The organism is Leptothrix sp. (in: b-proteobacteria), from assembly GCF_965250675.1.
Classification (GTDB): Bacteria; Pseudomonadota; Gammaproteobacteria; order Burkholderiales; family Burkholderiaceae_C; genus Sphaerotilus.
Genome location: NZ_CBDFPH010000011.1, coordinates 374,879 through 398,982, shown reverse-complemented (window position 1 = coordinate 398,982; position 24,104 = coordinate 374,879). Strand labels below are relative to the sequence as shown.

The window sequence follows — 24,104 nt, the reverse complement described above, 5'->3', positions numbered from 1 at the left end:
CGCGTCTGATGTCTGTGGTCAGCGTGCCGCAGCGCCGCTGCGCGCACCCGCACCGCCCTGCGCGGCGAACGTCAGCTGGTTGAGGCCGACACGCCGGGCTGCATCCATCACGTTGATCACGCTCTGGTGCGCGGCCATGGCGTCGGCCGAGACGATCAGCGGCCGTCGCACATCGCCCTGCGCGGCGCTGCTCAGCGCGGCGGCGACCACTTCGACGCTGTTGCCTTCGAGCGGCTGGCGGTTGACGCTGTAGCGGCCTTCGGCCGAGACGGTCACCAGGATCTCGCGCGGCGCGCCTTCGAGCTTGCTGGCGTCGGCCACCGGCAGGCTGATCTTCAGCGCGGTGTACTTGGCGTAGGTGGTCGACAGCATCAGGAAGATCACCACCACCAGCAGCACGTCGATGAAGGGGATCAGGTTGATCTCCGGCTCCTCGGGCCGGCGGCGGCGGAAATTCAGGGCCATGGTGGCGAGCCTCAGCGCTTGCCGCCGTGGCTGCCGCCGAGCAGTTGCTGCAGCAGACGGTCGGCGGCCAGCTCGATGTTCATCACATGCTCATCGACCCGGCCCCGGAAGTAGCGATAGCTCATCAGCGCCGGGATGGCGATCATCAGCCCGAAGGCGGTGTTGTAGAGCGCCACCGAGATGCCGTGCGCCAGCTGTTCCGGGTTGGAGCCGCCACTGGCCGCCGAGCCCGGTGCCTGCGCGCCGAAGATCTCGATCATGCCCACCACCGTGCCCAGCAGGCCCAGCAGCGGCGCGGCGGAGGCCAGCGTGCCCAGGGTGTTGAGGTAGCGCTCCAGCTGATGAACGGCGGTGCGGCCGGCGTTCTCGAACTGGTTGCGCAGTTGCTGCTCGTCGGGTTGCCGGCCCTTGGGCGTGCCGCTCAGTCCGGCAGCCAGCACGGTGCCGAGCACCGAGTTGGCCGCGAGCTTCTGCACCACGTCATCGCTGGGCTGGCCATGACGCGCCAGGGCCAGCACTTCATCGAGCAGTTGTGGCGGCGCAACCTTGACCGCTCGCAGGCTTGAGAAGCGCTCGATGATGATGGCCAGCGCGGTGATGGAGCACAGAATCAGGGGCCAGATCGGCCAGCCAGCGGCTTGTATGATCGAAAACAAAGGCGTTCCCCGTGGTCGTCGGACCCGCTTCCGGCAGGTGCAAGCGGGCATGAATCGTCGTTGATTATGGCCGCTCCGGCAGCGGCCCCTGTGCCGGAGTGCACCGCGGTGGTTACCGGCCGCAAGCGATGAGCGTGTACCGTCAAGCCGCCTCAGTCACCGCAATTCATCCCCAATATCTGTGGATAACTTTGTTATCAAGTGCCCGTCGACCCGAGAAAAAGTGAGGCTGCATGCGGCTCGGCTTAGGTTGCTTCATTTTAAGGCAGAAGAAAATTCATACGAATCAACAACTTGCGAAGAAAGTCAAGGCCTGCCGAGCGATTTTTTGCGATGCGACAGGGCCACACCCGTCTGTGGATGATTTGACGGACTCCTTGCCGGAGCGCACTCATGTCTGATCGCCTGGATCGTCCCGCAGGGGGCGAGCGCAGCTTGGTGTGGGACGTGGCCGCGCTGCTGCAGGCGTTGGGCGACGCGCTGCAGGCGCGCTTTGGCGCCGTGCAGGTGCGGGGTGAACTGAGCGGTTTCTCGCGTGCCAGCAGCGGGCATTGCTACTTCAACCTCAAGTCGCACGACGGCAGCGCCGGCCTGCGCTGTGCCATGTTCCGGCGTGCCGCCTCGCTGGTGGATTTCCAGCCCCAGGACGGCCAGGAAGTCGAGCTGCGTGGCCGGCTGGCGGTCTACGAGCCGCGCGGCGAGTTGCAGCTGATCGTCGAAGGCATGCGCCGTGCCGGCGCTGGCGCGCTGATGGAGCAGTTCCTGCGCCTCAAGGCCCGGCTGGAGGCCGAAGGCCTGTTCGATCCCTCGATCAAGCGGCCACTGCCGGCCATGCCGCGCCGCGTCGGCATCGTCACCTCGCTGGCCGCTGCCGCCTTGCGCGACGTGGTCAGCGTGCTGGCACGGCGTTCGCCACAGGTCGAGCTGATCATCTACCCCGCGCCGGTGCAGGGTGCCGATGCTGGCGCGCTGCTGGCGCAGGCGATTGCGCTGGCCGGTGCGCGCGCCGAGGTCGACGTGCTGCTCGTCTGCCGCGGCGGCGGCTCGCTCGAAGACCTGTGGGCCTTCAACGACGAGCGCGTGGTGCGCGCCATGGTCGCCTCCCCCATGCCGGTGGTCAGCGGCGTCGGCCATGAAACCGATTTCACCCTGGCCGACTTTGCCGCCGACCTGCGTGCGCCCACGCCCACGGCGGCGGCCGAACTGGCCGCGCCGGCCCGGGCAGGGTTGCTCGACGAACTGGATCAGCTGGCCCGACTGGCGCGTGTCCGTTTGCACCACCGGCTCGACCGCGAGGCGCAGCGCCTCGACCACATCGCGCTGCGCCTGGCCCGCCCGGGGGACGCGCTGCGGCGCCACAACCAGGGTCTCGCACTGCTGAATCAACGCTTGCAGCGGGCGCTGCCGCAGAACCTGACGCGTGAATCACAACGCCTGCAGCGCCTGCAACAGCGTCTGCTGCAGACGCAGCGGCAGCAGCTGCAAGCTCAGCAGCACCGGCTGGCGCTGCTGGCCGCGCGGCATGCGGGCGCTCGACCCGGCGCGCGCCTTGCGCCAGGGCTATGCGCGCCTGAGCGACGCCGCCGGCCGCACCGTGACCTCGGTGCAGCAGTTGCAACTGGGCCAGACCCTCAAAGCGACGCTGGCAGACGGTGAGTTGACCAGCGTCATCAGCCACCTCGCGCCATGACGCCACCCGCTCGTGGGGCTGTCCTGCAGCCGACCTGATTCCTGCGGGGGCGTGCCTACAATTCATTGCAGTTGATTATTCGTACCGATTTTCCCAACCCGCTGCCCTCGGGCAGCACCGTGAACCACAAGGACTTCATCATGGCCTTCACCCTGCCGGCACTGCCTTACGCTATCGACGCCCTGGCACCGTTCATCTCCCCAGGAGACCTTCGAATACCACCACGGCAAGCACCACAACGCTTACGTGACCAACCTGAACAACCTGGTTCCGGGCACCGAGTTCGAAGCCCTGAGCCTTGAAGAAATCATCAAGAAGTCCAGCGGTGGCGTCTACAACAACGCCGCCCAGGTGTGGAACCACACCTTCTTCTGGAACTGCATGAAGCCCAACGGCGGCGGCGAGCCCACCGGCGCGCTGGCTGACGCCATCAACGCCAAGTGGGGTTCGTACGACGGCTTCAAGAAGGCCTTCCAGGCATCGGCCGTGGGCAACTTCGGTTCGGGCTGGACGTGGCTGGTGAAGAAGGCCGACGGCTCGGTCGACATCGTCAACATGGGTGCCGCCGGCACGCCGCTGACCACCGGTGACACCGCGCTGCTGTGCATCGACGTGTGGGAACACGCCTACTACATCGACTACCGCAACGCGCGCCCCAAGTTCGTCGAGACCTTCCTGGCCTCGCTGGCGAACTGGGACTTCGCCGCCGCCAACTTCGCCTGAGCGGCCTGTTGACCGCAGCCCGGCGGCACGGATCGCCGGGCACAAAAAAAGAGAGCCGTTGGCTCTCTTTTTCATGGACGCTCCAACCCTGCTGGAGGAGCACTCCTTGGGTGCTTACTTGGCTTCCAGCGCCTTGCTGTAGTTGGCCATGCCGGTCAGGATTTCTTCCTTGGCCGACTCCGGGCCTTCCCAGCCCTGGACCTTGACCCACTTGCCTTTTTCGAGGTCCTTGTAGTGCTCGAAGAAGTGCTGGATCGCGTTCAGGCGCATCTGGTTGATGTCCTCGGGCTTGTTCCAGTGCGAGTAGATCGGCAGGATCTTGGTGGTGGGCACGGCCAGCAGCTTGGCGTCACCGCCGGCTTCGTCGTCCATCTTCAGCACGCCGATGGCGCGGCAGGTCACGACCACGCCGGGCGTCAGCGCGAAGGGCGTGATCACCAGCACGTCGACCGGGTCACCGTCATCGGACAGCGTCTGCGGGATGTAGCCGTAGTTGCACGGGTAGTGCATGGCGGTGGTCATGAAGCGGTCGACGAAGATCGCGCCGGATTCCTTGTCCACTTCGTACTTGATCGGGTCGGCGTTCATCGGGATCTCGATGATCACGTTGAACTCTTCAGGACATTTCTTGCCGGGGGTGACGTTGTGCAGGCTCATGCGGTGCTCATTCTGGTGGGTGAGAAAACTGCGCGGATTCTACGTTTGGCCCTTGCGCCGGCCTTGCGGTAGAGCGGGGCTGTGATGGAAAACACGGGGCTGGCGCAACTAGCCGCGCGACTCGGCTTGGCCTTACATTGGTTGTGCCAATAAATCACGGTATCCGGCGCCTGAGGCCGGATAGCGATGCCAGTGGCCGCACGCAGCGGCGGACGAGTTCCCAGCCATCTTCCAGAGAGCAAGGAGTCCCTCATGTCCCTTCCCACCGCGCTGCTTGTCGCGCTGCTTTGCGGCGTCGCTGCCGTGATCTACGGCTTCGTCTCCCGACGATGGATTCTTCAACTCGACGCCGGCAACGCCCGCATGCAGGAGATTGCTGCCGCCGTGCAGCAGGGCGCCGCGGCCTACCTGGCGCGGCAGTACCGCACCATTGCGGTGGTGGGCGTGGTGCTGGCGGTGCTGATCGGGCTGTTCATCGGCCTGCCCACGGCCGGGGCGTTCGTGCTGGGCGCAGTGCTGTCGGGCGCGTGCGGCTTCATCGGCATGAATGTCTCGGTACGTGCCAATGTGCGCACGGCGCAGGCGGCGACAAAAGGCATCGGCCCGGCGCTGGACGTGGCCTTCAAGGGCGGCGCCATCACCGGCCTGCTGGTGGTGGGCCTGGGCATGCTGGGCGTGGGCGGGGTGTTCTGGGTGTTGACGGGGGGCGGCAGCAGCGCGCCGGCGGAGCTCAGCACCACGCTCAAGCCGCTGATGGGGTTGGCGTTCGGCTCCAGCCTGATCTCGATCTTTGCGCGGCTCGGCGGCGGCATCTTCACCAAGGGCGCGGACGTGGGTGCCGACCTGGTCGGCAAGGTCGAGGCTGGCATCCCCGAGGACGACCCGCGCAACCCGGCGGTGATTGCCGACAACGTGGGCGACAACGTGGGCGACTGCGCCGGCATGGCCGCCGACCTGTTCGAGACCTACGCCGTCACGCTGATCGCGACCATGGTGCTGGGCGCGCTGGTGGTCACGGGCGCGGCCATGGCCGCGGTGGTGTATCCGCTGCTGCTGGCCGGGGTGTCGATCATCGCGTCGATCATCGGCTGCAGCTTCGTCAAGGCCAGCCCGGGCATGAAGAACGTGATGCCGGCGCTCTACAAGGGGCTGATCGTGGCGGGCGTGCTGTCGCTGGGAGCGTTCTTCTTCGTCACCCGTGCCGTGATGCCCGATGACGCGCTGGGCGCCGGCACGCAACTGCGCCTGTTCGGCGCCTGCGCCGTCGGCCTGGTGCTGACGGCCGCGATGGTCTGGGTCACTGAGTACTACACCGGCACCCAGTACGCGCCGGTGCAGCACGTGGCGCAGGCCAGCACCACCGGCCACGGCACCAACATCATTGCCGGCCTGGGCGTGAGCATGAAGTCCACCGCCTGGCCGGTGATCTTTGTCTGCCTCGCCATCCTGGTGGCGTTCAAGCTGGCCGGGCTGTATGGCATCGCGATTGCCGCCACGTCGATGTTGAGCATGGCGGGCATCGTCGTCGCGCTCGACGCCTACGGCCCCATCACCGACAACGCCGGCGGCATCGCCGAGATGGCCGAACTGCCCAAGAGCGTGCGCGATGTGACCGACCCGCTCGACGCGGTCGGCAACACCACCAAGGCCGTCACCAAGGGCTACGCCATCGGCTCGGCCGGCCTGGCCGCGCTGGTGCTGTTTGCCGACTACACCCACGCGCTGGAAGCGCGCGGGCTGAGCGTCAGCTTCGACCTGAGCAACCACCTGGTGATCGTCGGCCTGTTCATCGGCGGGCTGATCCCTTATCTGTTCGGCGCCATGGCGATGGAAGCGGTCGGCCGCGCCGCCGGCAGCGTGGTGGTCGAGGTGCGGCGCCAGTTTGCCGACGGCGCCATCATGGCCGGCCGGCGCAAGCCGGACTACAGCGCGGCAGTCGACATGCTGACGACGGCGGCCATCAAGGAAATGATCGTGCCCAGCCTGCTGCCGGTGGTGGTGCCGATTGCGGTCGGCCTGCTGCTGGGGCCGGCGGCGCTGGGCGGACTGCTGATGGGCACCATCGTCACGGGGCTGTTCGTGGCCATTTCCATGTGCACCGGCGGCGGCGCCTGGGACAACGCCAAGAAGTACATCGAAGATGGCCACCACGGCGGCAAGGGCAGCGAGGCGCACAAGGCCGCCGTCACCGGCGACACGGTGGGCGACCCGTACAAGGACACGGCCGGGCCGGCGGTGAACCCGCTCATCAAGATCATCAACATCGTGGCGCTGTTGATCGTGCCGCTGCTGCCGGCGGGGGCTTCTGCGCCCTCGGCCGCGCCGCATGACGCAGCGGCCGTGAGCATCACGGCGCCGGCCGAGGCGGCTTCGGCCAGTGCCACGCCGGCCAGCCGGTGAGCGAAAAGCGCTTTCATGGCCCGGCGTGCCGCTGTCCAGCGTGATTTGATGACCGCAAGTCGTGTTGTTTGGCGCTTCTGACCGACGGACTCTCGCCTAGAGTCCGCTCGGGAGCCGCCACACATGTTGAACCGCCATATCGATCAAGAACTGGACTGGGCCCGGACGGAAGGTCCGGTGCGCACCATCGTCATCCCGCCGTGCCCGGAATTGCTGACCCGGTTGCAGACGGTGATGGCTGAGCCTGACCCCGACTGGGATGCCGTCTGCGCCATTGCCGCTTCGGACGTGGCCATGGCCGCGTCGCTGGTGCGGGCCGCCAACAGCCCGATCTACGCTCGCAGCGGCGCGGTCAGCAGCGTGCCGCAGGCGATGTCGCTGCTGGGCTTGCGCCAGACCAGCGCCTTGCTGACGCAGTTTCTGGCCGCACGTGCATTGCCAGTCAACCACCCGGCGCTGGCGCATTTCTGGCAAAGCGCCAGCCGGCGTGCGCTGGTGATGGGCTACATCGCCCGCCAGCTCTACGGCACGCCGCCCGATCTGGCGCACACCTTCGGGCTGTTCTGCGATGTCGGCATTCCGCTGCTGCTGCAGGGCCTGCGCGGCTATGCCGGCACGCTGGCCGAGGCCCGTGCGCGGCAGGACCGCAGCTTCACGGCCACCGAGCAGGCGGCGCACCACACCGATCACGCCATCGTCGGCGCGCTGGTGGCGCGCACCTGGGGTCTGCCCGTCGAGCTGAAGTCGGCCCTGCGGCTGCACCACGACGCCGAAGCGCTGCATGACACCAGCGTTCCCGAGGTCGTGCGCACGCTGATGGCCGCCTGCGTGGTGGCCGAGTACATCGTGCTGGCGCACGAGATGGGGCAGGGTGACAGCGCCGAATGGATCGTTCGCGGCGGTGACTGTCTGCGCCATCTGCAGGTGGGCGAACACGAGTTGCTGCTCTGGCAGGACAGCCTGCACGAAGCGCTGAACCACGTGCACTGATGACCTCAGGTAAAACGCCTGGTTGTCCCGGATTGGGACAGCGACGCAGCTTCTCAGGGCAAATTCCGGCTTGATTTGTCGGAGTTGCGTCGGCATCCTGTAAGGCAATCCTTATAATGTTGCACTGCAGCATACGATGCTGCCCGCAACGTGCCTGTGACCGTACGGATCTTCAAGGAATCGCGATGCTCTACCAGCTTTATGAAACCCAGCGAGCCCTGCTGAGCCCGTTTGCAGAATTCGCCAGCGCGACTTCCAAGCTCTACAGCCATCCTCTTTCACCGTTCTCCAGCGCACCCAGTGCGACACGCATGTCGGCAGGCTTCGATCTGCTGCACCGGCTGACCAAGGAGTACGAGAAGCCGGCCTTCGAGATCACCTCGGTACAGGTCAATGGCACCGAGATCGCGGTCCAGGAACAGATCGTCGAGGCCAAGCCCTTCTGCCGCCTGCTGCGATTCAAGCGCTACACCGACGACGCCCAGATGCTGGAGCGCATGCGCGCCCAGCCCTCGGTGCTGGTGGTGGCGCCGCTGTCGGGCCACCACTCGACGCTGCTGCGCGACACCGTGCGCACGCTGTTGCAGGACCACAAGGTCTACATCACCGACTGGGTCGACGCCCGCATGGTGCCGCTGGAAAAAGGCGATTTCCATCTGGACGACTACGTGGCCTACGTGCAGGACTTCATCCGCCGCCTCGGCCCCGAGGTGAACGTGATCTCGGTCTGCCAGCCGACCGTGCCGGTGCTGGCCGCGATCTCGCTGATGGCCTCGGCCGGCGAAGTCACGCCGCGCACCATGACCATGATGGGTGGCCCGATCGACGCTCGCAAGAGCCCGACTTCGGTCAACAACCTGGCCATGAACCGCCCCTACGAGTGGTTCGAGCACAACGTGATCTACCGCGTGCCACAGAACTATCCGGGCGCAGGCCGCCGCGTCTACCCGGGCTTCATGCAGCACACCGGCTTCGTGGCGATGAACCCGGACCGCCACGTCAATTCGCACTACGACTACTTCCTCGACCTGATCCGCGGTGACGACGACAACGTCGACTCGCACCGCAAGTTCTACGACGAGTACAACGCCGTGCTCGACATGTCGGCCGATTACTACCTCGAAACCATCAAGACCGTTTTCCAGGACTTTGCCCTGGTCAACGGCACCTGGCTGGTCAAGGGCAAGCTGGTGCGGCCGCAGGACATCACGGCCACCGCGCTGCTGACGGTCGAGGGTGAACTGGACGATATTTCCGGCGCCGGCCAGACCGAGGCGGCCCAAGGCCTGTGCAGCGGCATTCCGGCCGAGAAACGCCGCCACTACTCGGTCGAAGGCGCCGGTCACTATGGCATCTTCTCGGGCCGCCGCTGGCGCGAGAAGGCTTACCCGGAAGTGCGCGATTTCATCCTGAAGCACCAGGGTTGAAACTGACCTTACGCTGAGGCGATTCATCGCCACGACAATCAAGGGCCGGTTGAACCGGCCCTTCTTGTTTCTTGCGACGCCATGTTTCCAACTGCCGACCAGATCGACGCGCTGCTGCCGCAAACCCAGTGCACCCGCTGTGGCTATCCCGATTGCCGCAGCTATGCCCAGGCCATCGCCGATGGCCTGGCTGCCATCAACCGCTGTCCACCCGGCGGAGAAGAGGGCGTGGCCCGGCTGGCGCACCTCACCGGCCAGGCCGTGACCGCGCTCGACGCGCAATATGGCTTCGAAGGCCCGCGCACGGTGGTCTGGATCGATGAGGCCTGGTGCATCGGCTGCACCTTGTGCATCAAGGCCTGTCCGGTGGATTGCATCGTCGGTGCGCCTAAGCAGATGCACACCGTAATCGAAGCGGACTGCACAGGCTGCGAACTCTGCGTGTCGGCGTGTCCGGTCGACTGCATTGCCGTCGAAACTGTCACGCCCGGCGCCAGCGGCTGGGATGCCTGGACGGCAGTTCAGGCCGATCAGGCGCGCACCGCCTACCAGGCCCGCAACCAGCGCCGCGCGGTTGCGGTGCAGCAGCAGGCCGAACAGCTTGAAGCCAAGGCGCAGTACAAGCTCGACCATCTGGCTGAACTCACGCGCTCGGACGATGCGACTGAGCTCGATCGCAAGCGCAGCGTCATCCAGGCAGCGCTGGCGCGTGCCCGGGCGCAGCGCGGCGCCTGACCCCAACCCAAGAGCCTGTGGCTTCAATGAAGATGAATTGGAACTCTGCCGCTTGGCGCCAAGGTGCTTTCGGCGCCAGTGCGCTGGTCATTCTGGTGCTGTCCCTGATATCGATCGGCCCGGAAATGCCGACGACGGGCTGGGACAAGACCAATCACCTGCTCGGTTTCGGGGTGTTGGCGGTGCTGGGTCTGCGGGCATGGCCCCGCCGCCCGCTGAAGGTGGCGCTCGGCTTGATGGTGTTCGGCGCGTTGATCGAGGGCCTGCAGGCGCTGACGACCTACCGAACCGCCGAATGGGGCGATTGGCTGGCCGATGTGCTGGGACTGCTGCTGGGCGCTGCCCTGCTGGCGCTGGCGACGCGAGTGGTGGGGCTGTCGCGCCACCGCGATTAAATGCCTTCTTCTGACGCGTCGCTGGCGCGGATGTTCTGGGCCAGCCGGCCCTTGGGACCATCAACCAGATCAAAGGTCACCGCCGAGCCTTGCTTGAGGCTGCGGAAGCCCTCCATCTGAATGGCCGAGAAGTGCGCAAAGATGTCTTCGCCACCGCCTTCGGGCTCGATGAAGCCGAAGCCCTTGACGTCGTTGAACCACTTGACCATGCCGAATGCCATATGAATATCCTCCGAGAGCGTTCTTGAATTTGGTCGTGATTTTTCTGTAATGTGACGGTTCGTGTCAAGAATTTGCATTTCGGGATTCGGCATTGCTGCTCGTCCGCTTGCCGCATAACCTGCCCATGTCCTGGCAACTTGCTGCCACACGCACGTGTCAGAAGATCGGTCTATAGAATCATCGTATGTCGAGTAGTCATCAACCCGGATCGCCACAGCAACCTGCACCGCCCGATGGTGGACAGGGTGATGTTGTCGCTGAACGCCAATTGGCACGCGTGGAACCACCACGCGTCTATCAAGTTCTGATGCTGAATGACGATTACACGCCGATGGAATTCGTCGTCATGGCGTTACAGCAGTTCTTTCACCATGACATCGAGACTGCGACGCAGATCATGTTGAAGATTCACCACGAGGGGCGGGCTGTCTGTGGGGTGTATACCCAGGACGTGGCCGCCACCAAGGTCGAGATGGTTCAGGCGGCCGCGCGTCGCTCGGGCCACCCGCTGCAGTGCACTATGGAGGAAGCATGATTGCGCAAGAGTTGGAAGTCAGTCTGCACATGGCGTTCGTTGAAGCCCGGCAGCAGCGGCACGAGTTCATCACCGTCGAGCACCTGTTGCTGGCGCTGCTGGACAACCCATCAGCCTCCGAGGTCCTGAAGGCCTGTGCGGCCAACATCGACGATCTGCGCAAGAGCTTGGCGCAGTTCATCAAAGAGAACACGCCCACCGTGGGCGGCACCGATGAGGTGGACACCCAGCCCACGCTGGGTTTCCAGCGCGTGATCCAGCGCGCCATCATGCATGTGCAGTCCACCGGCAACGGCAAGAAGGAAGTCACCGGCGCGAACGTGCTGGTGGCGATCTTCGGCGAGAAGGACTCCCACGCGGTCTACTACCTGCACCAGCAGGGCGTGACGCGCCTGGACGTGGTGAACTTCATTGCCCACGGCATCAAGAAGTCCGACCCGCCCGAGCCGACCAAGTCCAGCGAGCCCACGGGCAACGGCGAGGGTGAAAAGGAAGAGGGCGAGAGCAAGGGCTCGCCGCTTGAGCTCTACACGCAGAACCTCAACCAGGCGGCGCGCGATGGCCGCATCGACCCGCTGATCGGCCGTGACCATGAGGTCGAGCGCGTCATCCAGGTGCTGTGCCGCCGCCGCAAGAACAACCCGCTGCTGGTGGGTGAGGCTGGCGTCGGCAAGACCGCGATTGCCGAGGGCCTGGCCTGGCGCATCACTCAGGGCGACGTGCCGGACGTGCTGTCGGAGTCGACCGTCTACTCGCTCGACATGGGCGCGCTGCTGGCCGGCACCAAGTACCGTGGCGACTTCGAGCAGCGCTTGAAGGGCGTACTCAAGCAGTTGAAGGAGCACCCGCACGCGGTGCTGTTCATCGACGAAATCCACACGCTGATCGGCGCCGGCGCGGCCTCGGGCGGCACGTTGGACGCCAGCAACCTGCTCAAGCCGGCGCTCAGTTCCGGCCAGATCAAGTGCCTGGGCGCGACCACCTTCACCGAGTACCGAGGCATCTTCGAAAAAGACGCCGCCCTGTCGCGTCGCTTCCAGAAGGTCGATGTGGCCGAGCCGACGGTCGAGCAGACCATCGAGATCCTCAAGGGCCTGAAGTCACGCTTCGAAGAGCACCACAGCGTCAAGTACGACCTGGGTGCACTGCAGGCTGCGGCCGAGTTGTCGGCCAAGTACATCAACGACCGCCATCTGCCCGACAAGGCGATTGACGTGATCGACGAGGCCGGCGCCGCCCAGCGCATCCTGCCCAAGAGCAAGCAGAAGAAGAAAATCACGCGCAACGAGGTCGAGGACATCGTTGCCAAGATCGCCCGCATCCCGCCTGCCAGCGTCAGCAGCGACGACCGCAGCAAGCTCAAGAGCCTGGACCGCGACCTCAAGAGCGTCGTGTTCGGCCAGGACAAGGCGATCGACGCGCTGGCTGCGGCCATCAAGATGGCCCGCTCCGGCCTGGGCCGACCCGAGAAGCCGATTGGCGCCTTCCTGTTCAGCGGCCCGACCGGCGTTGGCAAGACCGAGGTCGCCAAGCAGCTGGCCTACATCCTGGGCATCGATCTGATCCGCTTCGACATGTCGGAGTACATGGAGCGTCACGCTGTCAGCCGCCTGATCGGCGCGCCGCCGGGCTACGTCGGTTTCGACCAGGGCGGCCTGCTGACCGAGGCGGTGACCAAGAAGCCACACTGCGTGCTGCTGCTCGACGAGATCGAGAAGGCGCATCCGGATGTCTTCAACGTGCTGCTGCAGGTGATGGACCATGGCACGCTGACCGACAACAACGGGCGCAAGGCCGACTTCCGCAACGTCATCGTCATCATGACGACCAACGCGGGTGCCGAGACCATGAACAAGGCGACCATCGGCTTCACCAACCCGCGTGAGAGCGGCGACGAGATGGGCGACATCAAGCGCATGTTCACGCCCGAGTTCCGCAACCGCCTGGACGCCATCGTCAGCTTCCGGCCGCTGGACGAGGAAATCATCCTGCGCGTGGTCGACAAGTTCCTGCTGCAGCTGGAGAGTCAGCTGGGTGAGAAGAAGGTCGAGGTCACTTTCACCGACGCGCTGCGCAAGTACCTGGGCAAGAAGGGTTTCGACCCACTGATGGGCGCGCGTCCGATGCAGCGCCTGATCCAGGACACCATCCGCCGCGCGCTGGCCGACGAGTTGCTGTTCGGTCGCCTGACCGATGGCGGTCGCCTGACGGTCAGCCTGGACGACCAGGACGAGGTGCAACTCGACATCGAGCCGCGCAACAACAAGAGCGACAAGCCCAAGGCGGAGCCGGCCACGGCCTGATCCTTCTCCTGACCCTTTTCGTCACTCACCAAGAATTCGGGGCCCTGCGGGGCCCCGATGTTTTTCAGGCGCGGTGGTTTGAGGCATACCGTACCGGATCCTGGCCGTAAAAGCCGCGCAGCAAGTCATAGAGCGCCGGATGCGCCTGCCGGAATTCGTGCGGCGCGACAAAGAAGGCTTCGCTGGCGACGGCGAACAGCTCTTCCGGGCCTTGAGCGGCATAGGGGTCGAGCCAGGTGTCTTCACCGGCGTCGAGCGCGGCGCACAGGCGGTCGAACTCTGCGTCCATCACTTCGCGCCAGTGGGTTTGCGCAGCCCGGCTGGGCAGCGGTGGCATGCCGGTGGCGTCGCCGTCGCGCATGTCGATGACGTGGGCAAATTCGTGGATCACGACGTTGTAGCCGAGCGCTGATTCATCGGGTGTCTGTCCCATTTCGACGTCGCGCCACGACAGCATCACCGGCCCGCCGGCCATGGCTTCGCCGGCCAGATGCTCTTCGCCGCTGTGGACGATGCCGTCCTCGTCCTGCCAGCTGCGCTGCACCTGCACTTCGTCGGGCTGCAGCACGATGCCGACAAAGCCGTCGTACCAGGCCAGCCCCTGTTCCACGCCATCTTCCAGGCACAGCACCGGCACGCAGGCCTGAGCTGCAATGGCCACGGCGATGGCGTCGGTCAGCACCAGTCCACCCGCTGTGCTGAATTCCTTGCGTGCCAGAAAGAGCGTGGTCAATTCACGCAGGCGCTGCAGGTCGGCGAGCGGGCGGCGTTTCAGGAAAGGGTAGGCGGCGAGTGTGTCGAGCCAGAGTTCGTCCGGAATAGCGCGCTGCACCAGCAGGCGCTCGACGCGCGCCTCACGACGGCGCTGCCACCAGCGGCCCAGCCAGCTGCGGTTCAGCATGCCGGGCTGAGGCTGCCGTCCGGTGTGACGTCCAGCCGCGTCAGGCCGGCGGCTGTCCAGCGCAGCACCTGGGCGCGGCGCGGGGTGGCTTCGCCGTCGTCCTCGCAATGCCAGTCGGACAGCACCCAGCGCTCGCGTCCGTCCGCCAGCGCCTCGGTGGTGGGGCGGTGGGTGTGGCCGTGGATCAGCGTGGTGGCGCCAGCCTGTTGCAGCGCTTGGGCCATGGCGCCCGGGTCGAGGTCGCCATAGCCCTCGAAGCCCTGGGTGGTCTTGCGGCGCTGGCTCTCGGCGCGCAGGTGGCGGGCGATGGCGCGGCGCTCGGCCAAGGGCTGGGCCAGAAAGGCTTGTTGCCAGGCGGGGCTGCGCACCTGCTGGCGGAAGGTTTGATAGGGCTGGTCGTCCAGGCACCAGGCGTCGCCGTGGGCGAGCAGCAGGCGCTGGTTCCAGCCGGTGATCAGGGTGGGGTCGGGTAGCGCGCGCAGGCCGCAGGCGTGCAGCGCGGCGGTGCCGAACAGGAAGTCGCGGTTGCCGACCATGAGGGCCAGCGTGCGTTGCGTGGCAGCCGTACGCAGTAGCGTTGCGCAGTGCGCCTCGAAGCTGTCGGGCTCGGCCAGGGTGTCGTCGCCGACCCAGACCTCGAACACATCGCCCAGCAGCAGCAAGGCGTCGGCCGTGGTGCGCTGCAGGTAGGCGGCGAAGCAGGCCAGCGTGGCAGGGGTTTCGGCACCGAGGTGCAGGTCCGAGACCATGTCCACCGCCGACCAGCCCGCTGGAATCTGCCACACCGGAGCGTGGGCTCCGGCGGGCGACCCGGCGTGCAGCGCGAGGTCTGGCGGGATCACTCGACCAGAACGGCGCGGGTGATCACGATGGCCTCGACCGGCACGTCGTCATGACCGCCGCTGCGGCTGGTCTTGGCCTTCTCGATCTGGTCGACCACCTCGGTGCCAGCCACCACACGGCCGAAAACGGCGTAGCCCCAACCCTGCGCGGACTCGGAACGGAAGTTCAGGAAGTCGTTGTCGGTCGCGTTGATGAAGAACTGCGCCGTGGCCGAGTGCGGTGCGTTGGTGCGCGCCATCGCCACGGTGTACTTGTTGTTCTTCAGGCCGTTGTTGGCTTCGTTCTTGATCTCGGCGCCGGTGGACTTTTGCTTCATGTCGGCCGTCATGCCGCCGCCCTGAATCATGAAGCCCTTGATGACGCGGTGGAACACCGTGCCGTCATAGTGGCCGGCCTTGACGTAGTTGACGAAGTTGGCCGCCGACAGCGGGGCCTTGTCAGCGTCGAGTTCCAGGCGGATCACGCCAGCGGTGGTTTGCAGATCGATTTGGGGGTTTGCCATGGTCATTTCTCCAGTGAGGCTGTCTTGATGAGAACGGGTTCGGCCGGCACGTTCTGGTGCTGGCCGGCATTGCGGGTGGGCACGGCGCGGATCTTGTCGACCACGCCCATGCCTTCGACGACCCGGCCGAAGACGGCGTAGCCGCCTCCGCCGCTGTCAAGGTTGGGGTTGTCAACGACGTTGATGAAGAATTGTGCGGTGGCCGAATTGGGCGCGTTGGTGCGTGCCATCGCGATGGCGCCGCGCAGGTTGGACAGGCCGTTGCGGCTCTCCAGCGGAATCGGCGCGCGGGTTGGCTTTTCCTCCATGCTGGGCAGCATGCCACCGCCCTGGATCATGAAATTACCCATCACGCGGTGAAAGATGGTGCCGTCGTAGTGGCCGTCCTTGACGTACTGCACGAAGTTGGCAACCGTCTTGGGCGCCTTGGCTTCGTCAAGTTGCACGACGATGTCGCCCATCGACGTGGCCAGGCGCACCTTCTGCGCCTGAGCGGCGCCTGCCAGGGCCAGCCCGAGGGTGAGAGCAGCCGCGCCGCGAGCCAGGGTGGTGAATGTCATTCGAGGACTCCTTCCGAGAAAATCTTCCATTGTCCACTCGCGCGCGTCCAGTACTGGCGGCGCGGGATGCCTTCGCGCGCGCCGCGCGGCACTTCGGTGAAGGTGGCGACCATCAGGTCGCTGCGTTCGTGCCAGGTCAGCAGGCTCAGGTCTTCGAGCTGGCGATCACGCTCGCCGGCATGCATCTCCTGCAGCAGGCGGCTGCGCCAGGCGTCGAGGCCGAACTCGCCGTTGTCGAAATGCTGCGCGTACAGCGCCATCAGGCGCTTGATGTCGCTCTGCCCGCGTGCCTGCCGCCAGCGCTCCAGCGCGGCCTGGGCCGCCTGCCGCTCGGCGGTCTGGGCGCGGGGCGACACCCAGTGGAGCTGCATGGCAATGATGACCGGCGTGTGGCGCGGTGCCAGCTCCTTCAGCCAGCGGCTCAGGTCGGCGTTGGGCAGAACGATGCAGCCGTTGGTCGAGCGCGGTGAGCGCGCGTACTGCGCGCTGGGCGTGCCGTGCAGCCAGATGTTGGCGCCGGTGCGGCCCAGGTGGCGGTCGTGGTCGTTGGGGTAATTGAGCGGCAGGGCGCCCGCGCCGTAGAAATCGCCCAGCTGGCGCGCCTCCAGCCTGCTGGTGATGTAGTACACGCCCAGCGGTGTGCGCATGTCTCCTTCCTGCTGCTTGCCCACGCCCAAACTGCCGATGGCGGCATAGTGGCTGGCCACCAGGCGCAACTGGCCGCCCTGATGCTCCAGCACGTACAGCCGCGAGCGCGACGCATCGACCGCCACCACATGTCGGGCCGAGCCGCCCAGTTGCAGTACCTGCTGCGGCACCGTGTCGGGCGCGGGCTGATCGCGCAGTGCGTGAAGTCTCTGGGTGGCCTCCTGGCGCAGCGCGACGTAAGCAGGGCTGTCGTGGCCGCCGCCCCAGGCGGGCAGGGCGCCGTTCTGCGCCAGCAGCAGGTCGCCGTAGGTGAGTTGCGCAAGCTGGAAGCGCGGCTGGGCCTGCGCCAGCGCCTCGGCGCGCTGCAGCGCCTGCGGTAGTGCGCCGGAGCCGATCAGCTTGTAGACCTCGATCAGCTCGGCCTCCGGTGCGCCCGCTGCAGGTGTCGCAGCCGCTGCACTGGCGGGTGCGCCCTGCTGGGTCGAGGGAAAGAAGTGCGGCTGCGTGTCCTGGTCCACTTGTGCGGTAGAAGCGCTGGCGGGTTGCGCCGTCGTCTTGCGTGCAGCCCAGACACCGCCGGCCAACAGGCTCAGCAGCAGGGCCAGTACGCCGGCGTAAAGCCATGGTGTCGTGCTGGTGGGTGCCGTGATCGCTTTAGGGATGTTGGCAGCCGAGGCGGTCGAAGCGGCTGATGCCGGCATGGGTGCGGAGGTGGCCGAAGCCGCCTGCACCGTTGCCCACGGCAATGCGAGTTCCGGCACAGGCTGATCGGTGCCCGGCTGCAGGGCCTGGGCATAGGCGCGTTGGGCGAGTCGGGCGTTGAGCATCTGCAAGGCCTCATAGGCTTGGGCGTGTGCGGGACTGGTCTGCAGGGCGGCTTCCAGATGGGCGCGGGCTTGTGCGGGCTGCTGTTGGCGCGCCGCCAGCGCGGCCAGGTCAATATGCGGCTCCGGGCGCTGCGGATATTGCTGTGCCAGCGCCTGCAGCAGCGCCTGCGCTTCATCGATGCGGCCTTCGTCAGCCAGCGTGCGTGCCGTGGCGATTGACGCCACAGCCGTGGCCTGCATCGGCGGCCATTCTGCCGGTGCAGCCTGCGCCTCCAGCGCACCGTGCGTGCCGATCAACCAGATCAGCTGCAAGGCCACCAACCACAGCACCACGCCGAGTCTGCGCACCTGGGGGACGACGTCCACAGAGCGTAACTGTCGGTCGAGAGACGTCATTCTGGCGGGTGGGGTTTCGGGGCTGACGCAGGACTTCGCGCCAAAAGTGCGACGCTATACTGATTTGATTGTAGGTCGATGCCTCGACGCGACCCGCCCCCGATTCATGTTTCCCATTCGTGGCCGCTGGCGTCGCGCACCCACTTGTCATGCAAGTGCGGAGCCGGGCTGGCGGCAGCAAGCTCCCCCCTGAAGATGACGCTGCGTATCCACAACAGCCTGACCCGCAAGCTGGAGAACTTCCAGTCGATCGAACCCGGCAAGGTTCGCATGTATGTCTGCGGCATGACGATCTATGACCTCTGTCATGTCGGCCATGCTCGCATGATGATGTCGTTTGACGTGGTGTACCGCTGGTTGCGCGCCAGCGGCTATGCGGTCACCTACGTGCGCAACATCACCGACATCGACGACAAGATCATCCGCCGCGCGCTGGAGCGCAACATCACGATCCGGCAGCTGACTGACGAGATGATCACAGCCATGCACCAGGACATCGGCGCACTCGGCATTGAGCGGCCCACGCACGAGCCGCGCGCCACCGACTACGTGCCGCAGATGCTGAGCATGATCGGCCAGCTGCAGGACAAGGGCCTGGCCTACCGCGGCAGCAGCGGCGACATGAACTACGCCGTGCGCAAGTTCGACGGCTACGGCAAGCTCTCTGGCAAGTCGCTCGACCAGTTGCGCGCCGGTGAGCGTGTCGCGGTGGCCGAAGGCAAGGACGACCCGCTCGACTTCGTGCTCTGGAAAGCCGCCAAGCCCGACGAGCCGGCCGACGCCAAGTACGACTCGCCGTTCGGCCCGGGCCGGCCGGGCTGGCACATCGAGTGCTCAGCCATGAGTTGCGCGCTGCTGGGCGAGACCTTCGACATCCACGGCGGCGGGCTCGATTTGCAGTTTCCGCACCACGAGAACGAGATCGCGCAGAGCGAGGGCGCGCACGGCGTGCCGTTTGCCAGGACCTGGATCCACAACGGTTTCCTGAACGTCGACAACGAGAAGATGTCCAAGTCGCTGGGCAACTTCTTCACCATCCGCGACGTGCTCAAGAGCTACGACGGCGAGACCATGCGCTTCTTCATGCTGCGCGTGCACTACCGCAGCCCGTTCAACTTCAGCGATGCCGGCCTGGACGACGCGCGCAACGCCGTGCGCCGGCTCTACACCGCGCTGGATGGTGTGGCCGTCGATGCCCGCGACGCAGCAGTGGACTGGAATCACCCTGCCGCGCAGCGCTTCAAGGCCGCGATGGACGATGACTTCAACACGCCGATAGCCGTCTCGGTGCTGTTCGACCTGGCCGCTGAAGTCAACCGCGACAAGAGTCCCGCCACCGCGCTGCTGCTCAAGCAGTTGGGTGGCGTGCTGGGCGTGCTGCAGCAGGCGCCACGCCAGTTCCTGCAGGGCGGTGGTGCGTCTGACGAGGCTGCCATCCAGGCCCAGATCGACGCCCGCAACACCGCCAAGCAGGCCCGCGACTTTGCCGAGGCCGACCGCATCCGTCGCGTGCTGGCCGAGCAGGGCATCGTCCTGAAGGACACGCCGCAGGGCACCACCTGGGTCAAGGCGTGAGCCCCGCATGACGACAGATGTAAGCTCCGGGCTGGCCGCGCCTGCACCGACCTTCGTGACGCCCGACTATTGGGATGAGGCCTGCAAGCACCTGTCCAGGCGCGACCGGGTCATGAACAAGCTCATTCCGCAGTTCGGCCAGGCCCGGCTCGAGAGCCGCGGCAGCGCCTTCAACACGCTGGTGCGCTCGGTGGTTGGCCAGCAGATCTCGGTCAAGGCGGCGCAGGCGGTGTGGAAGCGCTTCACGGCGCTGGCCTCCGAGGGCGATGACCCGCTGGTGCCGGGCGCCGTGCTTGCCCTGGACATCGAGCAGATGCGTGCCGCCGGCCTGTCGACCCGCAAGGTCGAATACGTGCGCGATCTGGCGCTGCACTTCGAGCAGGGTAGCGTCCACGAGGCCGACTGGCTGGGCATGGACGACGAGGCCATCATCGAGGAACTGGTCGCCATTCGCGGCATCGGCCGCTGGACGGCCGAGATGTTCCTGATGTTCCACCTGATGCGCCCCAACGTGCTGCCGCTCGACGACGTCGGCCTGCTCAAGGGCATCAGCCGAAACTATTTCAGCGGCGAGCCGGTCTCGCGGGCCGAGGCGCGCGAACTCGGCGAAGGCTGGGCGCCTTTCCGCTCGGTCGCCACCTGGTATATCTGGCGTAGCCTGGAGCCGCTGCCGGTGGTCTACTGAGGCAGTTGGTGAAAGCGACGATTTCCAGCGCGCAGGGCTGTTCTACACTGCGCGTCACTTTGATGACGTCTTCTCTGGAGGACCCGGCTTCATGAGCAAAAAACACTTCCTCGAATTCGAGCAGCCGATTGCTGAGCTTGAAACCAAGATCGAGGAACTGCGCTATGTGCAGAACGAATCGGCAGTCGACATCTCCGAGGAGATCGACCGCCTGTCCAAGAAGAGCCTGCAGCTCGCCAAGGACATCTATTCCAGCCTGACGCCCTGGCAGGTGACGCAGATTGCGCGTCATCCGCAGCGGCCGTACACGCTGGACTACGTCAACGAGATCTTTACTGACTTCGAGGAACTGCACGGCGACCGCGCGTTCGCCGATGACCAGTCGATCGTTGGCGGTCTGGCGCGCTTCAACGGCCGCGCCTGCATGGTGCTGGGCCACCAGAAGGGCCGCGACACCAAGGAGCGCGCCGCGCGCAACTTCGGCATGGCGCGCCCCGAGGGCTACCGCAAGGCGCTGCGCCTGATGAAGCTGGCCGAGAAGTTCGGCCTGCCGGTGTTCACCTTCGTCGACACACCGGGCGCCTACCCCGGCATCGGTGCCGAAGAGCGTGGCCAGTCCGAAGCCATCGGCCGCAATATCTTCGAGATGGCGCAGTTGGAAGTGCCCATCATCACCACCATCATCGGTGAGGGCGGCTCCGGCGGCGCGCTGGCCATCAGCGTGGCTGATCAGGTGCTGATGCTGCAGTTCTCGGTCTACTCGGTGATCTCGCCCGAGGGCTGTGCTTCCATCCTGTGGAAGACCTCCGAGCGCGCCAGCGATGCGGCCGAGGCCCTCGGCATCACCGCACACCGCCTCAAGGCGCTGGGGCTGGTCGACAAGATCATCAACGAGCCGGTCGGTGGCGCGCACCGCGACACCAAGCAGATGGCCGCTTACCTGAAGCGGGCGCTGAACGACTCGTTGCGTCAGATCATCGACCTGAAGCCGCGCGAGTTGCTCAACCACCGCTATGAGCGCCTGCGCGGCTATGGCCGCTTTACTGACACCAAGAGCTGAGATCTCTGGAGTGACACCCGCCAACGGCCGCTCTTGCGGCCGTTTTGCATTGACGAGGCAATGCCTGATGGACTCTCTCGAACACGCCGCGCAGCGCGCCTGCGCTGATCTGGCGTCCGGCGACGTGGTGGCGGTGGCCTGCAGCGGCGGGCGTGACTCGATGGCTTTGCTGCATGTGACGGCGCGACTGGCAGCCACCGCAGGCTTCGAGGTGCTGGCGCTGCACGTGCATCATGGCCTGAGTACGCAGGCCGATGGCTGGGTCGAACACCTTGAGGCGCAATGCCGGACCTGGCGCGCGCAGGGCTGGCCGCTGCGGCTGGAGGTGGCGCGGCTGGGCTTGCAGCATCAGCGCGGCCTGAGTCTGGAGGCCCAGGCGCGCCATGCGCGTTACGCCGCGCTCACCCGCATGGCTCAGGCGGCTGCCGCGCGCCGGGTGCTGCTGGCGCACCACCGTGACGATCAGGCCGAAACCTTTCTGCTGCAGGCTTTGCGCGGCGCGGGTGCGGCGGGCCTGTCGGCCATGCCGGATCAGGCCTTTCGCGACGGCCTGCTTTGGTCACGGCCTTGGCTCGCGCTGCCGCGCACGCAGATCGAAGCGCATGTGCGGGCGCACGGCCTGGCCTACGTCGACGACGACAGCAACACCGACCCGCGCCACGCCCGCAACCGCCTGCGTCTGCAGGTGATGCCTACGCTGCAGCAGGCGTTTGCGGATGCGCCCGAGCGTCTTGTTGATGCGGCCCGGCGCGCTCAGGATGCGGCGGTATGTCTGGCCGATCTGGCACGGCTGGATTTGCCAGCGGCTGAGCTGGGGTCGGACTTGGCCGTTGCCGCGCTGCTGGCCTTGAGCTTGCCGCGACGGCGCAATCTGCTCAAGCATTGGCTGCAGGAGGTCGTGTCGCAGCCGGCACCAGCGAGCCTGATCTGCCGTCTGGCCGATGAGTTGGCGCATGCGCCATCGGGCCGCTGGGCGGTGCCGGGTGGCGCGGAGTTGCGCGTCTATCGGCAGCGCCTGGTGTGTTTGCCGCCCGCGCTTCAAGCTTGCTCGTCACTGCAGCGTTCCGAGCTGGATTTGAGCCCGGGCGCGCATGAGTTGCCCGACTGGGGCGGGCGCTTGATCGTGGAATGGGTGTCTGAACGTGGGCTGGATTTCAATCGGCTGGGCGCCGTGAGCCTGCGCCTGCGGCAGGGTGGCGAGCAGTTCCAACTCGCACCCAGGAGTCTGCCGCGGCAACTCAAGAAGCAATATCAGGCCGTGGGCATGCCGCAATGGCTGCGCGCCGGGCCGCTGGTCTGGCGTGGCGAGGTGCTGATCTTTGCGCCGGGACTGGGTGTGGATGCGCGCTGCTGGGCGCCGCCGGGGCAGCCCCAAGTGGGCTTGCGTTGGGAGGCGCGACTGAGCGGTTAAAATCATGGGCTTTGTCGCCTGGGGCGACTCCACTTACCTTACTGCCACTACAGCCATGGGCTTGATCGTTCACAAGTACGGCGGCACGTCGATGGGCTCGACCGAGCGCATCCGCAATGTCGCCAAGCGTGTCGCCAAATGGGCGCGCGCAGGCCATCAGATGGTCGTCGTGCCGTCTGCCATGAGCGGTGAAACCAACCGCATCCTGGGTCTGGCCAAGGAATTGGCACCTTCCGCCTACACGCCTGCCGTGCTGCGCGAGATGGACATGATCGCCTGCACCGGCGAGCAGGTCTCGGTGGGTCTGCTGGCGCTGGCGCTGCAGGCCGAAGGCATGGAAGCCGTGAGCTACTCCGGCTGGCAGGTGCCGATCAAGACCGATTCGTCCTACACCAAGGCGCGCATCGAGAGCATCGACGACGTCCGCGTGCGCGCCGATCTGGCCGCCGGCCGCGTGGTCGTGATCACTGGCTTCCAGGGCGTGGACAGCGACAACAACATCACGACGCTCGGTCGCGGTGGTTCGGACACGTCTGCTGTGGCCGTGGCCGCTGCGATGAAGGCCGACGAGTGCCTGATCTACACCGACGTCGACGGCGTCTACACCACCGACCCGCGCGTGGTGCCCGAGGCGCGCCGCCTGCACACGGTGAGCTTCGAGGAGATGCTGGAAATGGCGTCGCTCGGCTCCAAGGTGCTGCAGATCCGCTCGGTCGAGTTTGCCGGCAAGTACCGCGTGCCGCTGCGCGTGCTGTCGAGCTTCACGCCCTGGGATATCAATATCGATGAGGAAGCCAAGTCCGGCACCCTGATCACTTTCGAGGAAGACGAAAAAATGGAACAAGCCGTTGTCTCGGGCATCGCCTTCAACCGCGACGAAGCCAAGATCACCGTCATGGGCGTGCCCGACAAGCCTGGCATCGCCTACGGCATCCTGGGCAAGGTGGCGGACGCCAACATCGATGTGGACGTGATCATCCAGAACGTCTCGCACGACGGCAAGACCGACTTTTCGTTCACCGTGCACCGTAACGACTACGCCCGCACGATCGAGTTGCTCAAGGCCGAGGTGCTGCCAGCCCTGGGCGCGGCCGACGTGGTGGGTGACGCCAAGATCTGCAAGGTCTCGATCGTCGGCATCGGCATGCGCTCGCACGCTGGCGTGGCCAGCACGATGTTCCGCTCGCTGAGCGAAGAGGGCATCAATATCCAGATGATCACCACCAGCGAGATCAAGACCTCGGTCGTGATCGACGAGAAGTACATGGAGTTGGCGGTGCGCGCGCTGCACAAAGCCTTCGATCTGGATCAAGCTGCGGCCTGATCCCGTAAATTTAGGCTATACTCTTTTCTCTTCGGAGACGTGACCGAGTGGCCGAAGGTGCTCCCCTGCTAAGGGAGTATGCGCCAAAAGCGCATCAAGGGTTCGAATCCCTTCGTCTCCGCCAGACAGCACACAAGCCCTCGAAACCCGGAATTCCGGTGTTCGAGGGCTTTT

At 65.9% G+C, this 24,104-nt stretch carries 21 protein-coding genes, 1 tRNA gene and 2 pseudogenes; 15 read left to right on the top strand and 9 right to left on the bottom strand.

Annotation, left to right across the window (positions count from 1 at the left end):
* Positions 1 to 18: 18 nt before the first annotated feature.
* Both AC5IG3_RS16410 and AC5IG3_RS16405 read right to left on the bottom strand, forming a co-directional pair.
* Complete coding sequence (locus AC5IG3_RS16410) at positions 19 to 459, bottom strand: ExbD/TolR family protein (RefSeq protein ID WP_491907592.1); 441 nt, start codon at positions 457 to 459, stop codon at positions 19 to 21.
* A 17-nt stretch (positions 460 to 476) separates the two neighbouring features.
* Positions 477 to 1,121 carry a MotA/TolQ/ExbB proton channel family protein gene (locus AC5IG3_RS16405; protein ID WP_491907358.1) on the bottom strand — a complete coding sequence of 215 codons (645 nt, stop codon included), beginning with the start codon at positions 1,119 to 1,121 and terminating at the stop codon, positions 477 to 479.
* Positions 1,122 to 1,514: 393 nt separating this feature from the next.
* On the opposite strand from AC5IG3_RS16405, the pseudogene xseA reads away from it, so the two are divergent.
* Together xseA and AC5IG3_RS16395 are read left to right on the top strand one after the other, a co-directional pair.
* Positions 1,515 to 2,811, top strand: a pseudogene (gene xseA, locus AC5IG3_RS16400) (exodeoxyribonuclease VII large subunit).
* Positions 2,812 to 2,951: 140 nt separating this feature from the next.
* A pseudogene (locus AC5IG3_RS16395) lies at positions 2,952 to 3,534 on the top strand (superoxide dismutase).
* 114 nt (positions 3,535 to 3,648) lie between these two features.
* On the opposite strand, the gene ppa reads toward AC5IG3_RS16395, so the two are convergent.
* Positions 3,649 to 4,191 carry an inorganic diphosphatase gene (ppa, locus tag AC5IG3_RS16390; protein ID WP_491907357.1) on the bottom strand — a complete coding sequence of 181 codons (543 nt, stop codon included), beginning with the start codon at positions 4,189 to 4,191 and terminating at the stop codon, positions 3,649 to 3,651.
* 252 nt (positions 4,192 to 4,443) lie between these two features.
* On the opposite strand from ppa, the gene AC5IG3_RS16385 reads away from it, so the two are divergent.
* From AC5IG3_RS16385 to AC5IG3_RS16365, 5 genes are all read left to right on the top strand, one after another.
* Positions 4,444 to 6,591: a sodium-translocating pyrophosphatase gene (locus AC5IG3_RS16385; RefSeq protein WP_491907356.1), complete on the top strand. Its 2,148-nt coding sequence runs from the start codon at positions 4,444 to 4,446 to the stop codon at positions 6,589 to 6,591.
* 123 nt (positions 6,592 to 6,714) lie between these two features.
* The gene (locus tag AC5IG3_RS16380; protein WP_491907355.1) at positions 6,715 to 7,581 is read left to right on the top strand and encodes an HDOD domain-containing protein; all 867 of its coding nucleotides are present in this window, start codon (positions 6,715 to 6,717) and stop codon (positions 7,579 to 7,581) included.
* Positions 7,582 to 7,766: 185 nt separating this feature from the next.
* On the top strand, positions 7,767 to 9,008 hold the full coding sequence (locus AC5IG3_RS16375; RefSeq protein ID WP_491907354.1) for a polyhydroxyalkanoate depolymerase: 1,242 nt from the start codon (positions 7,767 to 7,769) through the stop codon (positions 9,006 to 9,008).
* 81 nt (positions 9,009 to 9,089) lie between these two features.
* A complete protein-coding gene (gene rsxB / locus AC5IG3_RS16370; protein ID WP_491907353.1) occupies positions 9,090 to 9,743 on the top strand; it encodes an electron transport complex subunit RsxB in 654 nt (217 codons plus the stop codon).
* 32 nt (positions 9,744 to 9,775) lie between these two features.
* On the top strand, positions 9,776 to 10,138 hold the full coding sequence (locus tag AC5IG3_RS16365) for a VanZ family protein (protein WP_491907352.1): 363 nt from the start codon (positions 9,776 to 9,778) through the stop codon (positions 10,136 to 10,138).
* Here AC5IG3_RS16365 and AC5IG3_RS16360 read toward each other — a convergent pair.
* Entirely contained in the window at positions 10,135 to 10,359 is a 225-nt protein-coding gene (locus AC5IG3_RS16360; RefSeq protein ID WP_491907351.1) for a cold-shock protein, read from the bottom strand. The two genes, AC5IG3_RS16365 and AC5IG3_RS16360, sit on opposite strands and share 4 nt — an antisense overlap.
* A 185-nt stretch (positions 10,360 to 10,544) precedes the next feature.
* On the opposite strand from AC5IG3_RS16360, the gene clpS reads away from it, so the two are divergent.
* Together clpS and clpA are read left to right on the top strand one after the other, a co-directional pair.
* Positions 10,545 to 10,895: an ATP-dependent Clp protease adapter ClpS gene (gene clpS / locus AC5IG3_RS16355; protein WP_491907350.1), complete on the top strand. Its 351-nt coding sequence runs from the start codon at positions 10,545 to 10,547 to the stop codon at positions 10,893 to 10,895.
* Complete coding sequence (gene clpA, locus AC5IG3_RS16350) at positions 10,892 to 13,198, top strand: ATP-dependent Clp protease ATP-binding subunit ClpA (RefSeq protein WP_491907349.1); 2,307 nt, start codon at positions 10,892 to 10,894, stop codon at positions 13,196 to 13,198. Before clpS ends, clpA begins: the two co-directional genes overlap by 4 nt.
* Before the next feature lie 64 nt (positions 13,199 to 13,262).
* On the opposite strand, the gene AC5IG3_RS16345 is transcribed toward clpA, so the two are convergent.
* The 5 genes from AC5IG3_RS16345 to AC5IG3_RS16325 are packed head-to-tail and all read right to left on the bottom strand — an operon-like array spanning position 13,263 to position 17,845.
* On the bottom strand, positions 13,263 to 14,099 hold the full coding sequence (locus AC5IG3_RS16345; RefSeq protein WP_491907348.1) for a M90 family metallopeptidase: 837 nt from the start codon (positions 14,097 to 14,099) through the stop codon (positions 13,263 to 13,265).
* Positions 14,093 to 14,941, bottom strand: coding sequence for a UDP-2,3-diacylglucosamine diphosphatase (locus tag AC5IG3_RS16340; RefSeq protein ID WP_491907347.1), 849 nt, complete (start codon positions 14,939 to 14,941; stop codon positions 14,093 to 14,095). Before AC5IG3_RS16340 ends, AC5IG3_RS16345 begins: the two co-directional genes overlap by 7 nt.
* Positions 14,938 to 15,444, bottom strand: coding sequence for a peptidylprolyl isomerase (locus AC5IG3_RS16335; protein WP_491907346.1), 507 nt, complete (start codon positions 15,442 to 15,444; stop codon positions 14,938 to 14,940). The genes AC5IG3_RS16340 and AC5IG3_RS16335 overlap by 4 nt, the downstream gene beginning before the upstream one ends.
* 2 nt (positions 15,445 to 15,446) lie before the next feature.
* Positions 15,447 to 16,004 (bottom strand): peptidylprolyl isomerase, encoded by a 558-nt coding sequence (locus AC5IG3_RS16330; RefSeq protein WP_491907345.1) that lies wholly within the window; start codon positions 16,002 to 16,004, stop codon positions 15,447 to 15,449.
* The gene (locus tag AC5IG3_RS16325) at positions 16,001 to 17,845 is read right to left on the bottom strand and encodes a L,D-transpeptidase family protein (protein ID WP_491907344.1); all 1,845 of its coding nucleotides are present in this window, start codon (positions 17,843 to 17,845) and stop codon (positions 16,001 to 16,003) included. Before AC5IG3_RS16325 ends, AC5IG3_RS16330 begins: the two co-directional genes overlap by 4 nt.
* Positions 17,846 to 18,070: 225 nt before the next feature.
* Here AC5IG3_RS16325 and cysS point away from each other — a divergent pair, with 225 nt between their 5' ends.
* The 6 genes from cysS (at position 18,071) to AC5IG3_RS16295 (ending at position 24,054) form a co-directional block, all read left to right on the top strand.
* Positions 18,071 to 19,450 (top strand): cysteine--tRNA ligase, encoded by a 1,380-nt coding sequence (gene cysS, locus AC5IG3_RS16320; RefSeq protein ID WP_491907343.1) that lies wholly within the window; start codon positions 18,071 to 18,073, stop codon positions 19,448 to 19,450.
* 7 nt (positions 19,451 to 19,457) lie between these two features.
* A complete protein-coding gene (locus AC5IG3_RS16315; RefSeq protein WP_491907342.1) occupies positions 19,458 to 20,135 on the top strand; it encodes a DNA-3-methyladenine glycosylase family protein in 678 nt (225 codons plus the stop codon).
* A 91-nt stretch (positions 20,136 to 20,226) separates the two neighbouring features.
* Complete coding sequence (locus AC5IG3_RS16310; RefSeq protein WP_491907341.1) at positions 20,227 to 21,195, top strand: acetyl-CoA carboxylase carboxyltransferase subunit alpha; 969 nt, start codon at positions 20,227 to 20,229, stop codon at positions 21,193 to 21,195.
* A 67-nt stretch (positions 21,196 to 21,262) separates the two neighbouring features.
* The gene (gene tilS / locus AC5IG3_RS16305) at positions 21,263 to 22,606 is read left to right on the top strand and encodes a tRNA lysidine(34) synthetase TilS (RefSeq protein ID WP_491907340.1); all 1,344 of its coding nucleotides are present in this window, start codon (positions 21,263 to 21,265) and stop codon (positions 22,604 to 22,606) included.
* A gap of 55 nt (positions 22,607 to 22,661) precedes the next feature.
* On the top strand, positions 22,662 to 23,930 hold the full coding sequence (locus tag AC5IG3_RS16300; RefSeq protein ID WP_491907339.1) for an aspartate kinase: 1,269 nt from the start codon (positions 22,662 to 22,664) through the stop codon (positions 23,928 to 23,930).
* Positions 23,931 to 23,963: 33 nt separating this feature from the next.
* Positions 23,964 to 24,054 (top strand) — tRNA-Ser (locus AC5IG3_RS16295).
* The last annotated feature ends 50 nt before the right edge of the window (positions 24,055 to 24,104 follow it).

Excerpts from the sequence above, each read along its gene's own strand:
- tilS (WP_491907340.1), top strand. The coding sequence starts at position 21,263 with ATGGACTCTCTCGAACACGCCGCGCAGCGCGCCTGCGCTGATCTGGCG.
- AC5IG3_RS16345 (WP_491907348.1), bottom strand. The coding sequence starts at position 14,099 with ATGCTGAACCGCAGCTGGCTGGGCCGCTGGTGGCAGCGCCGTCGTGAG.
- AC5IG3_RS16335 (WP_491907346.1), bottom strand. The coding sequence starts at position 15,444 with ATGGCAAACCCCCAAATCGATCTGCAAACCACCGCTGGCGTGATCCGC.
- AC5IG3_RS16360 (WP_491907351.1), bottom strand. The coding sequence starts at position 10,359 with ATGGCATTCGGCATGGTCAAGTGGTTCAACGACGTCAAGGGCTTCGGC.
- clpS (WP_491907350.1), top strand. The coding sequence starts at position 10,545 with ATGTCGAGTAGTCATCAACCCGGATCGCCACAGCAACCTGCACCGCCC.
- clpA (WP_491907349.1), top strand. The coding sequence starts at position 10,892 with ATGATTGCGCAAGAGTTGGAAGTCAGTCTGCACATGGCGTTCGTTGAA.
- AC5IG3_RS16315 (WP_491907342.1), top strand. The coding sequence starts at position 19,458 with ATGACGACAGATGTAAGCTCCGGGCTGGCCGCGCCTGCACCGACCTTC.
- AC5IG3_RS16310 (WP_491907341.1), top strand. The coding sequence starts at position 20,227 with ATGAGCAAAAAACACTTCCTCGAATTCGAGCAGCCGATTGCTGAGCTT.
- AC5IG3_RS16380 (WP_491907355.1), top strand. The coding sequence starts at position 6,715 with ATGTTGAACCGCCATATCGATCAAGAACTGGACTGGGCCCGGACGGAA.
- AC5IG3_RS16300 (WP_491907339.1), top strand. The coding sequence starts at position 22,662 with ATGGGCTTGATCGTTCACAAGTACGGCGGCACGTCGATGGGCTCGACC.
- AC5IG3_RS16385 (WP_491907356.1), top strand. The coding sequence starts at position 4,444 with ATGTCCCTTCCCACCGCGCTGCTTGTCGCGCTGCTTTGCGGCGTCGCT.
- rsxB (WP_491907353.1), top strand. The coding sequence starts at position 9,090 with ATGTTTCCAACTGCCGACCAGATCGACGCGCTGCTGCCGCAAACCCAG.
- AC5IG3_RS16330 (WP_491907345.1), bottom strand. The coding sequence starts at position 16,004 with ATGACATTCACCACCCTGGCTCGCGGCGCGGCTGCTCTCACCCTCGGG.
- AC5IG3_RS16375 (WP_491907354.1), top strand. The coding sequence starts at position 7,767 with ATGCTCTACCAGCTTTATGAAACCCAGCGAGCCCTGCTGAGCCCGTTT.
- ppa (WP_491907357.1), bottom strand. The coding sequence starts at position 4,191 with ATGAGCCTGCACAACGTCACCCCCGGCAAGAAATGTCCTGAAGAGTTC.
- cysS (WP_491907343.1), top strand. The coding sequence starts at position 18,071 with ATGACGCTGCGTATCCACAACAGCCTGACCCGCAAGCTGGAGAACTTC.
- AC5IG3_RS16365 (WP_491907352.1), top strand. The coding sequence starts at position 9,776 with ATGAATTGGAACTCTGCCGCTTGGCGCCAAGGTGCTTTCGGCGCCAGT.